We start from the raw sequence: 13,174 nt of genomic DNA, 5'->3' as shown, positions 1-13,174 counted from the left end.
TTTTAACATGAATTTCTCTTCTTTATTTATCATAAAAAAAATCCACCAAAATTTAATTTGATGGATTTCCTTATAATGTTATATTTTATGTTATTGTAATAAATCTAAAACCAAAGAAGGGAATAAACCTAAAGCAATATTTAATACGATTGAGATTATTGCTGTAGCATAAATAAGGAATGGTTTTCCTGTTCGTTCCTCATTTGGTTCCTTAGAGTACATTGCAATGATTAATTTGAAATAATAACCAACACTAATAATAGAATTAATTACTGCTACAATTACTAAACCAATATATCCTGCTTGAATTGTTTGATTGAACAAAAATAATTTAGCAAAGAATCCAGAGAAAATTGGAATTCCGGCCATAGACAATAATGAAGCTGTTAATATTGCAGCCAATAATGGATTCGTTTTTCCTAAACCATGGAAGTTTGTAATGTCTTCGTTTTCACGATCTCTACATACGTATAGAATAACACTGAATGCAGCAATTCCAGACAATGCATATGCTGCTGTATAGTATAACAAAACTCCTGCTGATGCAGATACAGTTAATAAAGTCATTAACATGAAACCTGCGTGAGAAATTCCAGAAAATGCTAACATACGTTTTACATTTACTTGTCTCAAAGCCATGATATTACCAACAGACATTGAGGCTATTGAAATGATAACAACAATTACTTCGAAAGTATGTAAAAGATCTTGGTTTTCTAAAGAAGAAATTACGTTCATACCAGCAATTAACTTGAATAAAGTTGCAATTGCTACTACCTTTGCTAAGGTACTCATTAAAGCAGTTGTTAAAGCTGGAGAACCTTCGTAAACGTCTGGAGCCCAAAAGTGAAAAGGAACTGCGGCAACTTTAAATAACATTCCGATAATCATTAAAATCAATCCAATCGGAAACCAAATTGGTAATTCTGCAGATAACGCACTCTCATGAATTTCGCTAATATCAAAACTTCCCATTGCTCCGTAAATCAAACAGATTCCGAATAATATAATTCCTGATGCAAAAGATCCCATTAAGAAATATTTCATACCAGCTTCATTACTTTTAATGTTCAAACGATCACTTGCAGCAAGTACATATAAAGCAATAGATAGGATTTCAATTCCTAAAAAGAACATAGCTAAATTTCCAAAAGAAACCATCGCTACAGCTCCAGCCAATAAGAATACTTTTATGGCAACGAAATCTGAAATTTTTGTTTGATGATTTTGATAAAAATTATGACTCAATGCTACAAGAAAGATTGTCAAAACGATAAACAATGATGAAAAAGCTGTAGAAAACTTTGATACCGCAACCATATTGTTGTAATAACTTTGTTCCGTTCCAAATTCACAGTAATTAAGCGCCAATACGCCTACTAAACCCAAAATGGTAATAGGAATGATGGCCTTTCTTAAATTAAGAATTTCAAACAATAGGCAGAAAATACCCAATCCTGTTATAGCTATTAATGTATTCATTTTTGTCTTTTTGATTTAGGATTTCAAATTTTAGCAGAAAGCCTAATTTATTTTGTTTAAAATATTAGTTCTTATTGATAACTTGTAAAATGTTTTCCAAGCTCGGTGTAATCAAATCTGTAATTGGTTTTGGATAAAATCCGAAGAACAATAAAACAGCAATTATTACAGCAAATGAAATTCCTTCGCTAAGGGTAACATCAGCAAAAGCTTTCGAATTTGTCTCACCCAACATTACATGCTGAAACATTCTTAACATATAGTAAGCCCCTAAAATAATGGTTGTTCCGCCAAGAATGGCAAACCAGATATTGATTTGAGATAAACTGTATAATACTGTAAATTCTCCAACAAAGTTAAATGTACTTGGTAAAGCAACAGAAGCCAAAACTAAGATTAAAAACATTGAAGTAAATTTTGGAGCTTGCGTACGAATTCCGCCTAAATGCTCAATTTCTCTAGTTTCAAATCTTCTGAAAATTACTTCAGCAGCAAAAAATAATCCCACTACAACAAAACCGTGAGCAATCATTTGCATAACAGCACCTCTTAAACCATCAAGAGTTAAAGTATAAGAACCTGCAGCGATTAATCCAACGTGAGCAAGAGAAGAATAAGCTAATAATTTCTTTAAATCTTTTTGTCTCAATGCAACGATTGATCCGTAGATAACACCAGCAATTCCTAAAGCAACAAAGATATATAGATATTCTTTTGCAGCAATTGGTGCAAGTGGCAATTGCCAACGAAGTACGCTGTATAATCCCATTTTTAACATGATACCAGATAAAAGCATTGTTCCAACAGTTGGTGCTTTTTGGTATACATTTGCTTGCCAAGTATGAAAAGGAATAATTGGAATTTTAATAGCATAAGCTAAAAAGAAAGCTAAGAAAATCCAGAATTGCTCGCAAGCAGATAATTCTACTTTGTATAAATCTTCAATTAAGAAAGAACCTGCTTTTTGATACAAATAAATGAAAGCAGTTAGCATGAACAATGAACCAGCAAGTGTATAAATAAAGAATTTAACCACTGCTTTTCTGCGTTCTTCAGCATCGCCATTACCCCAAATCAAAGCAATAAAATAAATAGGAATAAGAGCTAGCTCCCAGAAAATATAATATAAAAGACCATCAGCAGCAAGGAAAGTTCCAGTCATAGCAAAAGCCATAAATAAGATTAGTCCGTAAAAACCTTTTGCATTTTTATATTCATTTCCAAAAGAAGAAAATATAATAATTGGAGTTAATGCAGCAGTTAATAAAACCATTGCAAGTCCAAGTCCGTCAGCATTTAAAGCGAATGAAATTTTTGGCTGTGTAATCCAACTGTTGATCACACTGATATTTTCGCCTGCGTTATAATTATTCAATAATACAATTGAACATCCTAAAGCGGCTAAACTAAAAAGTAAAGCAACTTTCGAAGCTAGTTTGTCACCAGAAAAATAAGTGGCAAATGCACCAATTAAAAGTATAATTAATATAGTAGAAACGTTCATAGTAATAATATTATTGAGCTAAAAATATATAGGAAACAATTGCACAAAGTCCTAAAACAAAAACAAATAGATATAATCCTATACTTCCGGTTTGTAATTTTTTTCCTTGAAAAGCAATTTCGTTTGCTATTTTGCCTAATCCAAAAACAGCAGCAGATAATCCTGTCTCGATGTAATCTCTAAAGAATTTAGATAGACTATTAACAGGAGCTACAAATACAGCATCGTAAATTTCGTCTACATAATATTTGTTGTATAACACTTTGCTTAAACCAGTAATGTTTTCATCAGATTCTGGAACATTATCTTGTTTAAAGTATTTTACGTAAGCAATTAAAATTCCAAGTAATCCGCCTAATACTGCAACACCCATTAAAGTGTATTCGGTTGTGCCTAAATGGTGTTCTTCACCAGCCACTTTTGTGAAAAGAGGAGCAAGGTATTCATTTAACCAGCTGTTTCCAGGTAAACTAATTAATCCGCCGAAAGTTGCTAAAATAGCCAAGATGATAAGTGGAATAGTAATTAATGAATCACTTTCGTGTAAATGATGTTTTTGCTCTTCAGTTCCTCTGAATTCTTTGAAGAAAGTTAAGAACATTAAACGGAACATATAGAAAGCGGTCATAATTGAAGCAATCGAACCAACAACGTATAATGGAATACTGTGGTGGAAAGCTGTCAATAAAATTTCATCTTTAGAAAAGAATCCTGAGAAGAATGGAACTCCAGAAATTGCTAATGAAGAAATCAACATTGTCCAGAATGTGATTGGCATTGCTTTACGCAAACCTCCCATGTTACGCATATCTTGTTCTCCATGTAATCCATGAATTACAGATCCAGATCCTAAGAACAAACAAGCTTTAAAGAAAGCGTGAGTGATTACGTGAAAAACCGCTACTTCATAAGCTCCAAATCCTAATGCTAAAAACATTAAACCTAATTGAGAAACTGTAGAGTAAGCCAATACTTTTTTGATATCGTTTTGAACTAAACCAATTGTAGCCGCAACTAATGAAGTGATTGCTCCAATAATTGCAATTACAGATTGAACATCAGTTGCAAGATCAAAAACAAAGTTTAATCTAGTTACCATAAAGATACCAGCAGTTACCATCGTAGCCGCGTGGATCAAAGCAGAAACTGGAGTTGGTCCAGCCATCGCATCAGGTAACCAAGTGTATAATGGAATCTGTGCAGATTTACCACATGCTCCAATAAATAAACATAAAGCAGCTAAAGAAAGTAAAGATGAATCTAAATTAGAAGCTCCAGCAATTGCCGTTTTTAAAGTTGCGTAATCTAATGTAGAGAACATCGAACCGATGATGAACATTCCGATTAAAAGACCTAAATCTCCAATTCTGTTCATGATGAAAGCTTTTTTTGCAGCATCATTGTAATCTTGGTTTTTATGCCAGAATCCAATTAATAGGTAAGAGCAAAGTCCAACACCTTCCCATCCGATGAAAAGAACTAATAAGTTGCTTCCAATTACAAGTGTAATCATAAAGAAAACGAACAAATTCAGGTAAGAAAAGAATTTGTGCATGTTTTCGTCATCATGCATGTAACTGATAGAGTATAAGTGAATCAAAGATCCAATTCCAGTTACAAAAAGTAACCAAAGAACAGATAATTGATCTAATAAAAATCCAAGGTTGATTTTTAAGTTGCTAATTTGAATCCAATCAAATAAAGTAACTTCGATTCCTTTTCCAGTTGAAGTTATTTGATTAAAAAGTAAAACAGAAACTACAAAAGAAATTGCTACGGCAATAGTTCCGATTGCACCAGAAACTGTTTTGCCTAAGCTTTTTCCAAAAAAGACATTTACTAGAAAACCTAGTAAAGGAGTTAAAACTAAAATTAAAGCTAAATTGGTATCCATTTCTGATTATCCTTTTAAATTTTTTAAATTATCGATACTAATTGATCCGATATTTCTAAAGATAGAAACTAAAATGGCCAATCCTACCGCAACTTCGGCTGCAGCAACCGCCATCGAGAAGAACACAAAAACTTGTCCTTGCGCATCTTGATGATAAGTTGAAAAAGCAACAAATAAAAGGTTCACCGCATTCAACATAATTTCGATAGACATGAAAACGATAATTGCATTTCGTCTGTACAATACACCAAAAATACCAATACAGAAAAGTACAACACTTAAAAAGATGTAATTTTCAATACCTATTTGATTTAATATATTACCCATTATTTATTTAATTTTTCTTTTTTAGACAATAGAACTGTTCCAATCATAGCAACCAAAAGTAAGACAGAAGCAAATTCGAAAGGAACCATATATTCGTCCAATAAAATTTTACCTAAAACTTTAATTGATTGGAAATCTTCTCCAGTAGAATCGTATTCACCAACGATTGGTTTCGAGTTGATAAAGATTGTAATCAAAACAATCAATATTAGACAGAAAGAAACAATAGCTCCTAAACGTGTAATTCTCGGACGGTGGACTTCTTTCTGTTCGTTTAAGTTCATCAACATGATCGTAAACAGGAACAGAATCATAATAGCTCCAGAGTAGACTATTATATGTACGACTGCTAAAAACTGAGAATTTAATAGTAAATAATGACCAGCAATCGAGAAGAAACAAATTACTAAGTAAATTGCTGAGTGAATTGGGTTTCTGCTGAAAATAGTTAAGAAAGCTGTAATAACAGTAATAAACGCTAAAAAGCAAAAGATAACTTGTACAGTTGTTGCGTGTGCAAAATCAGGAATATGTATCATTTAGTTAGCGTTTTTAAGTTGAGCATTTTTCATGGCCATTTCTAAAGGCATTACTAATTTGTCTTTCCCGAAAATAAAATCTTCTCTTTCGTAACTAGCAGGAACTAATACTTTAGAAGTCGTTAAGTAAATAGCGTCTTTTGGACAAGCTTCTTCACATAAACCACAGAAAATACAACGAAGCATATTGATTTCGTAGATTTCTGCATATTTCTCTTCTCTGTATAAATGTTTTTCATCAGGCTTGCGTTCAGCAGCTTTCATAGTGATTGCTTCTGCAGGGCATGATAAAGCACATAATCCGCAAGCAGTACAGTTTTCACGGCCTTGTTCATCACGTTTCAACATATGCTGACCACGATAAACTGGACTCATTTCACGAACCTGTTCAGGATAGTGAATGGTAACTTTTTTTCTGAAAAGGTGTTTTACGGTAATAAATAAACCTTTCACAATCGCCACAAGATACAATCGCTCAATAAAAGTCATGTCCTTATTTGACACCACTTTTTTTCTACCCGATAATGATATAGTTTCTATTGACATTTTTACTATTATAGTTTATGATTCAAATTTTAATTATTCAAATTCAAATCTATTTTGTTTTTATTTGATGCTTATTACGGTTCTTAGAATCCTAAGAAAGCTGCAATATCGTGTCTTAATATTACAATTCCAGTAATCATGATATTAACAATCGAAAGTGGAATTAAAATTCTCCAACCTAAGTTCATTAATTGGTCATATCTAAATCTAGGAATTGTCCAACGAACCCACATGTAGAAAAATATGAAGAAACATATTTTTGCAAAAAGAGCTGCGATACCTAATAAGTTAGCTGTATTTACGCCAACATTTTCTACCATCCATTGCATTCCTGGGTAGTTATAACCACCAAAGAATAAAACAGAAATAATAGTAGAAGAGATAAACATACTTGCATATTCAGCAAATAAATAGAATCCCATTTTCATAGATGAATATTCTGTATGGTAACCTCCAATTAATTCGTTTTCACATTCTGCTAAATCGAAAGGCGTTCTGTTTGTTTCTGCAAAAGAACAGATTAAGAAAATTAAGAATGATAACGGCTGATAGAAAACATTCCAGTTCATTCCTTGTTGTTGCAATGAAATTTCTTTCAAACTCATTGTTCCAGTCATCATTAATAAAGCAATCATTGATAATCCCATGGCTACTTCATAAGAAACCATTTGAGATGCAGCACGAATAGCTCCCATCAATGAGAATTTATTGTTAGAAGCCCATCCACCAATCATGATACCATAAACTCCTACAGAAAGAACACCAAAAATGTATAATAAAGCAATATTTACATCTGTTGCCTGAAGTATTATGTCTCTTCCGAAAAGATGCAAACGATCTCCCCATGGTATTACAGCACTAGTCATTAATGCTGTGCTCATTGCAATTGCAGGACCTACGAAGAATAAAATTCTATTAGGAGTATTTGGTTCAAATTCTTCTTTTGAGAATAATTTCATACCGTCTGCAAGTGGCTGTAATAAACCTCCCCATCCAGCACGGTTTGGCCCAACACGATCTTGTAAGAAAGCAGCAACTTTACGTTCAGCCCATGTAGAGTACATTGCCATAATCATAGTTACCGCAAAAACGACAACAATAACAACACTTTTTTCTATAATAAATGCACTTTCCATTTCTTATTTTTTATCGTTTGTATTTAATGGAATTGATGCCATACTAATTTTTTTACGGTCGATATCTCTACCTAAAAGAATATTCTTTTCTGTATCAATTTCAACTTTCTCTAATTTTTGAGTATAGTTATTTTGGTTGATAACAGAATCTTTTTCAAATTCTCTTGGTCCTTCAATAACCCAATCTTTTACATCTTTGTGATCAAAACGACAGCTGTTGCAGATGAATTCTTCTACTTCATGATATTCATCTTTACGACCAGTTACACGCTGAATTTCTCCACCAAACATCCAAACGGTAGTTTTACCGCAACATCCTGGAGTAGTACATTCTCTGTGTGCGTTGTAAGGTTTGTTAAACCAAACTCTTGATTTAAAACGGAAAGTTTTATCTGTTAAAGCTCCAACTGGACAAACATCAATCATGTTTCCAGAGAACTCATTGTCGATTGCTTTAGAAATTCCAGTTGAAATATTAGCGTGGTCTCCACGATCTAATACTCCGTGAACTCTGTTGTCTGTTAATTGATCTGCAACTTGTACACATCTTTGGCATAAAATACAACGGTTCATATGCAGTTGAATATTTGGACCAATATTTTCTGGCTCAAATGTTCTTTTTTCTTCAATATAACGTGATTTAGGATTTCCGTGCTCAAAACTTAAATTTTGTAAATCACATTCTCCAGCCTGATCACAAATTGGACAGTCTAATGGATGGTTAATCAATAAAAATTCTGTTACAGATTTACGTGCTTCGGTAACTCTGGCAGAAGATTTACTGTTTACTTCCATTCCGTCCATACATCCTGTTACACAAGATGCCATTAATTTTGGCATTGGTCTTGGATCAGCTTCACTACCTTTAGAAACTTCAACTAAACAACAACGACATTTACCGCCACTGCCTTTTAATTTTGAGTAATAGCACATGGCTGGCGGTACCAAATCTCCACCAATCATACGTGCAGCTTGCAGGATCGTGGTTCCTGGCTCTACGTCTATACTTTGACCGTCTATGGTTACTTTCATCTCTTATTTTTGTTTTTTTAGTTTCAGGTTTCATGTTTCAGGTTTTAACTTGAAACTAAAAAAACTTGAAACTTGAAACTATTTTAAACTTTTTTGTTGAAAGTCGGAATATTGAAAAGAATTGCTGTCCTTTTTAACATTATGAACTTTATAACTTTCTGCTTTTTATTTTTATACGATTACTTTACCGCCTACTAAATGCTTTACTTGCGAAAAAGGTTCAGCAACAAAGTGATCTCTATTTTTGATTTTTTCAGGGAAGCGAACGTGATATTCGAACTCATCTCTAAAATGACGAATTGCAGCTGCTACTGGCCAAGAAGCTGCGTCGCCAAGTGGACAGATTGTGTTTCCTTCGATTTTACTCTGAATGCTCCACAATAATTCGATATCTTCTTCACGGCCTTGACCGATTTCGATTCTCCATAAGATTTTTTCTAACCAACCTGTTCCTTCACGACATGGTGTACATTGTCCACAAGATTCGTGGTGGTAAAAACGGGCAAAGTTCCAAGTGTTTCTAACAACACAAGCAGTATCATTGTAAACAATAAATCCTCCAGAACCTAACATAGATCCAGTAGCAAAACCACCATCACTTAAAGATTCATAAGTCATTAAACGATCTTCGCCATTTGCTGTTTTGAAAATCAATTCAGCTGGTAAGATTGGCACAGAAGAGCCTCCTGGTACAAATGCTTTTAATGGACGGCTTGAAGACATTCCTCCTAAATATTCATCAGAATTCATGAATTCGTCTACACTTAAACCTAATTCAATTTCGTAAACTCCAGGATTTTTGATGTGTCCAGAAGCAGAAATTAATTTAGTTCCTGTAGAACGTCCAATTCCAATTTTAGCATAATCGTCTCCAGAATTGTTTACAATCCATGGCACAGTTGCAATTGTTTCAACATTATTTACCACAGTTGGATTTGCCCAAAGACCAGAAACCGCTGGGAAAGGTGGTTTAATACGAGGATTTCCTCTTTTACCTTCCAATGATTCGATTAATGCTGTTTCTTCTCCACAGATATATGCACCAGCTCCACAGTGAACGTGAAGTTCAAGATCATAACCTGTTCCTAATATATTTTTTCCTAACCAACCGGCAGCTTTTGCTTCGGCGATTGCTCTTTCTAAGATTTTGAAAACCCACATATATTCTCCACGGATGTAGATATAAGATAGGTTAGCGCCCAAAGCGTAGCTTGAAGTAATCATTCCTTCAATCAATAAGTGAGGAATATATTCCATCAAGAATCTATCTTTGAATGTTCCAGGCTCAGATTCGTCGGCATTACAAACTAAGTGTCTTGGTCTTCCTGATTTTTTATCAATAAAGCTCCATTTCATTCCGGCCGGGAAACCTGCACCACCACGACCACGTAATCCTGATTTTTTTACTTCTTCTGTAACTTCGTCTGGAGTAAGTGTTTTTAAAGCTTTTTCTACAGAAGCATAACCACCATTTTGACGATAAACTTCGTAGGTTTTAATTCCAGGAATATTGATTTTATCTAATAATATTTTTTGTGACATCTTATTTATCGTGTAATATTATTTTATCCTCTTTACAATCAGCGATTAACTGATCGATCTTTTCTTCTGTCAATTTCTCTTTGTAGAAATCGCCCAACTGCATCATCGGAGCGTATCCACAAGCACCTAAACATTCTACTCCTGCAATGGTAAACATTCCGTCTGGAGTTGTTTCTCCCATTTTAATGCCTAGTTTTTCAGAAGTATAATCCATTAAATTTTCGGCACCGTTTAAACAACAACAAGAAGTCTGGCAAAATTCAAACATATACTTTCCAATTGGCTTCTGGTTGAACATCGTGTAGAAAGTAACCACTTCATAAACCTCGATTGGTTTTATTTGAAGAATCTCGGCAACTTTATCTTGCAATTCAATACTAAGCCAGTTGTTATGTGCATCCTGAACTTCGTGCAAAACAGGCAATAAAGCCGATTTTTGTTTGCCTTCAGGATAATGACTGATCAATTCATTGATTCGAGCGATCAATGGTTCAGTCATGTTTATTTCTTGTTTGTAATGTTTACGTTCCATTTTAATTTTAGATTTCTGATTTTAGATTTTAGATTTTTTCAAATCTTTATCTACAATCCTTATTCTGCAATCTTTGTTTTAAGTTTTAGATTCTTCAATCTGAATTTTTCAATTCCTAATTATAATTTTTAAATCTAAATTCTAAAATCTGCATCCTCAATCAGCAATCTAAAATCTACAATCTAAAATCTACAATTTTTTAGGCATCTAATTCTCCAGCAATTACGTTCAAACTTGAAAGGATGATAATTGCATCAGAAAGCATTGCGCCTTTGATCATTTCTGGGAATGCTTGATAATAAATAAAGCATGGTCTTCTGAAATGTAATCTATATGGAGTTCTACTTCCGTCTGTTACTAAATAGAAACCGATTTCTCCATTTCCTCCTTCTACAGGGTGGTAGATTTCTGCAACTGGTACAGGAACTTCTCCCATTACGATCTTAAAGTGATAAATTAAAGATTCCATAGAAGTGTAAACATCTTCTTTTGGAGGAAGGTAGTAATCTGGAACTTCAGCATGGTATTCGTTTCCTGGAGGCATTTTTTCTAAAGCCTGACGAATAATGCTTAAACTTTCCCAAACTTCAGCGTTACGAACACAGAAACGATCATAAGTATCTCCTGATTTTCCAACAGGGACAATAAAATCGAAATCTTCGTAAGATGAGTAAGGTTGTGCAACACGTACGTCATAATCAACTCCTGCGGCACGTAAGTTTGGACCTGTAAATCCGTAAGCCATAGCTTTTTCAGCAGTGATTCCACCTACATTTACAGTTCTATCAAGGAAAATTCTATTTCTCTCGAAAAGGTTTTGGAATTCTTCCCAAACTGGCGGGAATTCTTCTAGGAATTTATCTAGTTTTTTGAAAACTTCTGGAGACCAGTCTCTTTCAAAACCACCAATTCTTCCCATATTTGTAGTCAAACGAGCTCCACAAATTTCTTCGTAGATTTCGTAGATTTTTTCCCTAAATTGAAAAACGTATAAGAAACCAGTATACGCACCAGTATCAACACCTAAAATCCCGTTACAGATAATATGATCGGTAATACGAGCCAATTCCATCACGATAACTCTTAAATACTGAGCTCTTTTCGGAACTTCAACACCTAATAGTTTTTCTACTGTCATCCACCATCCCATATTATTAATAGGAGAGGAGCAATAATTCATACGGTCTGTAAGTGGTGTAATTTGATAAAAAGGACGATTTTCGGCAATTTTTTCAAAAGCTCTATGAATGTAACCAATAGTTGGCTCAGCTTCTAGAATTTTTTCACCATCCATCAACAAGATATTTTGAAAAATACCGTGTGTAGCAGGGTGTGTCGGACCTAAATTCAGTACAGAAAGCTCGCTTCCGTCTTCATTTAATCTTTCCTTAATTATTTTAGCATAACGATGCTCTGGTGGTAATAATAGTTCTGACATTTTATAATGTTGAATTATTTTTTAGCAATTTGTTGTTGTTCTTCCAAAGAATCTGTCGTCTTTGTCCGTTCTTCCGCTGTCTTCCATTGGGAATTCTTTTCTCATTGGGTGTGACTGCATTTCATCCATATTCAAAATACGTTTCAATTGAGGATGTCCAATAAAGTTAATCCCAAAAAAATCGTATGTTTCTCTTTCCATCCAGTTAGAAGACAAGAAAATATTTGAAACCGATTTAATTTCTGGTTTTTCACCATTTAAGAAAACTTTGATTTTTAATCTTTTGTTTTCGTACCAGTTATGCAAGTGGTAAACTACTGCAAACTGACGTTCACTTTCATTATCTGGATAATGAATACCGCATAAGTCAGTTAAGAAATGAAATTTTAATTCTGAATCATTTTTAAGAAATAGAATCAATGCTGTAATTTTATCAGCAGAAGCTTCTAAAGAAAAAATATCACTTTCTTGCTGAAAATTGAAAACATCATTATTAAATGTTTCAGTAAGTTTATCTTGGATCAGGGTATTTTCTAAAGCCATCTTATGAGATATTATATGATGCTAATAATTCTTGGTATTCTGGTGAGCTTCTGCGTCTCACAGATTCGCTTTTCACTAAATCCTGAAGTCTCATAACGCCATCTACGATTTGTTCTGGTCTAGGCGGGCATCCTGGCACATATACGTCAACAGGAATTACTTTGTCAATTCCTTGAAGAACAGAGTAAGTATCAAAAATACCTCCTGAAGAAGCACAAGCTCCAACTGCAATAACCCAACGAGGTTCAGACATTTGTTCGTATACCTGTCTTAAAATAGGAGCCATTTTTTTAGAAATAGTTCCCATTACTAATAACATGTCTGCTTGTCTTGGAGAGAAACTCACACGCTCAGAACCAAATCGAGCTAAATCGTAATGAGATGCCATTGTTGCCATGAATTCGATACCACAGCATGAAGTAGCGAAAGGAAGTGGCCATAATGAGTTGGCTCTTGCTAAACCAACAACATCACTAAGTTTTGTGGCGAAGAAACCTTCACCAGTAACTCCTTCTGGCGGTGCAACCATATTTACTTTTGAATCGCTCATTTTATTTTAGATTTCTGATTTTAGATTTTAGATTTTTTCAAATCTTAAAAAGGTAAAATCAATTTTTTAAATCAGTTTTGTTTTGATGAGATTAAATTTTAAACTTTAA

At 33.9% G+C, this 13,174-nt stretch carries 13 protein-coding genes; all 13 read right to left on the bottom strand.

Annotated elements, in window-relative coordinates:
* Positions 1–90: 90 nt before the first annotated feature.
* Entirely contained in the window at positions 91–1,482 is a 1,392-nt protein-coding gene (locus P0R33_RS11690) for an NADH-quinone oxidoreductase subunit N (protein WP_276175604.1), read from the bottom strand.
* 64 nt (positions 1,483–1,546) lie between these two features.
* Positions 1,547–2,986, bottom strand: a complete 1,440-nt coding sequence (locus P0R33_RS11685) for an NADH-quinone oxidoreductase subunit M (protein WP_276175603.1) — start codon at positions 2,984–2,986, stop codon at positions 1,547–1,549.
* 10 nt (positions 2,987–2,996) lie between these two features.
* A complete protein-coding gene (gene nuoL / locus P0R33_RS11680) occupies positions 2,997–4,880 on the bottom strand; it encodes an NADH-quinone oxidoreductase subunit L (RefSeq protein WP_276175602.1) in 1,884 nt (627 codons plus the stop codon).
* 6 nt (positions 4,881–4,886) lie between these two features.
* Positions 4,887–5,207, bottom strand: coding sequence for an NADH-quinone oxidoreductase subunit NuoK (gene nuoK, locus P0R33_RS11675; RefSeq protein ID WP_008466103.1), 321 nt, complete (start codon positions 5,205–5,207; stop codon positions 4,887–4,889).
* Positions 5,207–5,746 (bottom strand): NADH-quinone oxidoreductase subunit J, encoded by a 540-nt coding sequence (locus tag P0R33_RS11670; protein ID WP_276175601.1) that lies wholly within the window; start codon positions 5,744–5,746, stop codon positions 5,207–5,209. The genes nuoK and P0R33_RS11670 overlap by 1 nt, the downstream gene beginning before the upstream one ends.
* Positions 5,747–6,292 carry an NADH-quinone oxidoreductase subunit I gene (locus tag P0R33_RS11665; protein ID WP_276175600.1) on the bottom strand — a complete coding sequence of 182 codons (546 nt, stop codon included), beginning with the start codon at positions 6,290–6,292 and terminating at the stop codon, positions 5,747–5,749.
* An 83-nt stretch (positions 6,293–6,375) separates the two neighbouring features.
* Positions 6,376–7,428 carry an NADH-quinone oxidoreductase subunit NuoH gene (nuoH, locus tag P0R33_RS11660; protein ID WP_276175599.1) on the bottom strand — a complete coding sequence of 351 codons (1,053 nt, stop codon included), beginning with the start codon at positions 7,426–7,428 and terminating at the stop codon, positions 6,376–6,378.
* Between the two features lie 3 nt (positions 7,429–7,431).
* A complete protein-coding gene (locus P0R33_RS11655; protein WP_229353267.1) occupies positions 7,432–8,460 on the bottom strand; it encodes a 2Fe-2S iron-sulfur cluster-binding protein in 1,029 nt (342 codons plus the stop codon).
* 171 nt (positions 8,461–8,631) lie between these two features.
* Positions 8,632–10,002 carry an NADH-quinone oxidoreductase subunit NuoF gene (gene nuoF / locus P0R33_RS11650; protein WP_276175598.1) on the bottom strand — a complete coding sequence of 457 codons (1,371 nt, stop codon included), beginning with the start codon at positions 10,000–10,002 and terminating at the stop codon, positions 8,632–8,634.
* Position 10,003: 1 nt separating this feature from the next.
* On the bottom strand, positions 10,004–10,534 hold the full coding sequence (locus P0R33_RS11645) for an NAD(P)H-dependent oxidoreductase subunit E (RefSeq protein ID WP_276175597.1): 531 nt from the start codon (positions 10,532–10,534) through the stop codon (positions 10,004–10,006).
* 199 nt (positions 10,535–10,733) lie between these two features.
* Positions 10,734–11,972, bottom strand: a complete 1,239-nt coding sequence (locus tag P0R33_RS11640; protein ID WP_229353263.1) for an NADH-quinone oxidoreductase subunit D — start codon at positions 11,970–11,972, stop codon at positions 10,734–10,736.
* A gap of 21 nt (positions 11,973–11,993) precedes the next feature.
* A complete protein-coding gene (locus tag P0R33_RS11635; RefSeq protein ID WP_276175596.1) occupies positions 11,994–12,515 on the bottom strand; it encodes an NADH-quinone oxidoreductase subunit C in 522 nt (173 codons plus the stop codon).
* 1 nt (position 12,516) lies between these two features.
* Positions 12,517–13,065, bottom strand: a complete 549-nt coding sequence (locus P0R33_RS11630; RefSeq protein ID WP_276175595.1) for an NADH-quinone oxidoreductase subunit B — start codon at positions 13,063–13,065, stop codon at positions 12,517–12,519.
* Positions 13,066–13,174 lie beyond the last annotated feature (109 nt).

Source organism: Flavobacterium sp. YJ01, from assembly GCF_029320955.1.
Taxonomy (GTDB): domain Bacteria; phylum Bacteroidota; class Bacteroidia; order Flavobacteriales; family Flavobacteriaceae; genus Flavobacterium.
Note: the sequence above shows the minus strand (reverse complement) of the source record. Positions and strands in the feature narration are given on the sequence as shown.

What these genes read in the sequence shown, in the direction of transcription:
- P0R33_RS11655 (WP_229353267.1), bottom strand. Translation starts at nt 8,460, where the DNA reads ATGAAAGTAACCATAGACGGTCAAAGTATAGACGTAGAGCCAGGAACC.
- P0R33_RS11670 (WP_276175601.1), bottom strand. Translation starts at nt 5,746, where the DNA reads ATGATACATATTCCTGATTTTGCACACGCAACAACTGTACAAGTTATC.
- nuoK (WP_008466103.1), bottom strand. Translation starts at nt 5,207, where the DNA reads ATGGGTAATATATTAAATCAAATAGGTATTGAAAATTACATCTTTTTA.
- P0R33_RS11665 (WP_276175600.1), bottom strand. Translation starts at nt 6,292, where the DNA reads ATGTCAATAGAAACTATATCATTATCGGGTAGAAAAAAAGTGGTGTCA.
- nuoF (WP_276175598.1), bottom strand. Translation starts at nt 10,002, where the DNA reads ATGTCACAAAAAATATTATTAGATAAAATCAATATTCCTGGAATTAAA.
- P0R33_RS11685 (WP_276175603.1), bottom strand. Translation starts at nt 2,986, where the DNA reads ATGAACGTTTCTACTATATTAATTATACTTTTAATTGGTGCATTTGCC.
- nuoL (WP_276175602.1), bottom strand. Translation starts at nt 4,880, where the DNA reads ATGGATACCAATTTAGCTTTAATTTTAGTTTTAACTCCTTTACTAGGT.
- nuoH (WP_276175599.1), bottom strand. Translation starts at nt 7,428, where the DNA reads ATGGAAAGTGCATTTATTATAGAAAAAAGTGTTGTTATTGTTGTCGTT.
- P0R33_RS11635 (WP_276175596.1), bottom strand. Translation starts at nt 12,515, where the DNA reads ATGGCTTTAGAAAATACCCTGATCCAAGATAAACTTACTGAAACATTT.
- P0R33_RS11630 (WP_276175595.1), bottom strand. Translation starts at nt 13,065, where the DNA reads ATGAGCGATTCAAAAGTAAATATGGTTGCACCGCCAGAAGGAGTTACT.
- P0R33_RS11640 (WP_229353263.1), bottom strand. Translation starts at nt 11,972, where the DNA reads ATGTCAGAACTATTATTACCACCAGAGCATCGTTATGCTAAAATAATT.
- P0R33_RS11690 (WP_276175604.1), bottom strand. Translation starts at nt 1,482, where the DNA reads ATGAATACATTAATAGCTATAACAGGATTGGGTATTTTCTGCCTATTG.
- P0R33_RS11645 (WP_276175597.1), bottom strand. Translation starts at nt 10,534, where the DNA reads ATGGAACGTAAACATTACAAACAAGAAATAAACATGACTGAACCATTG.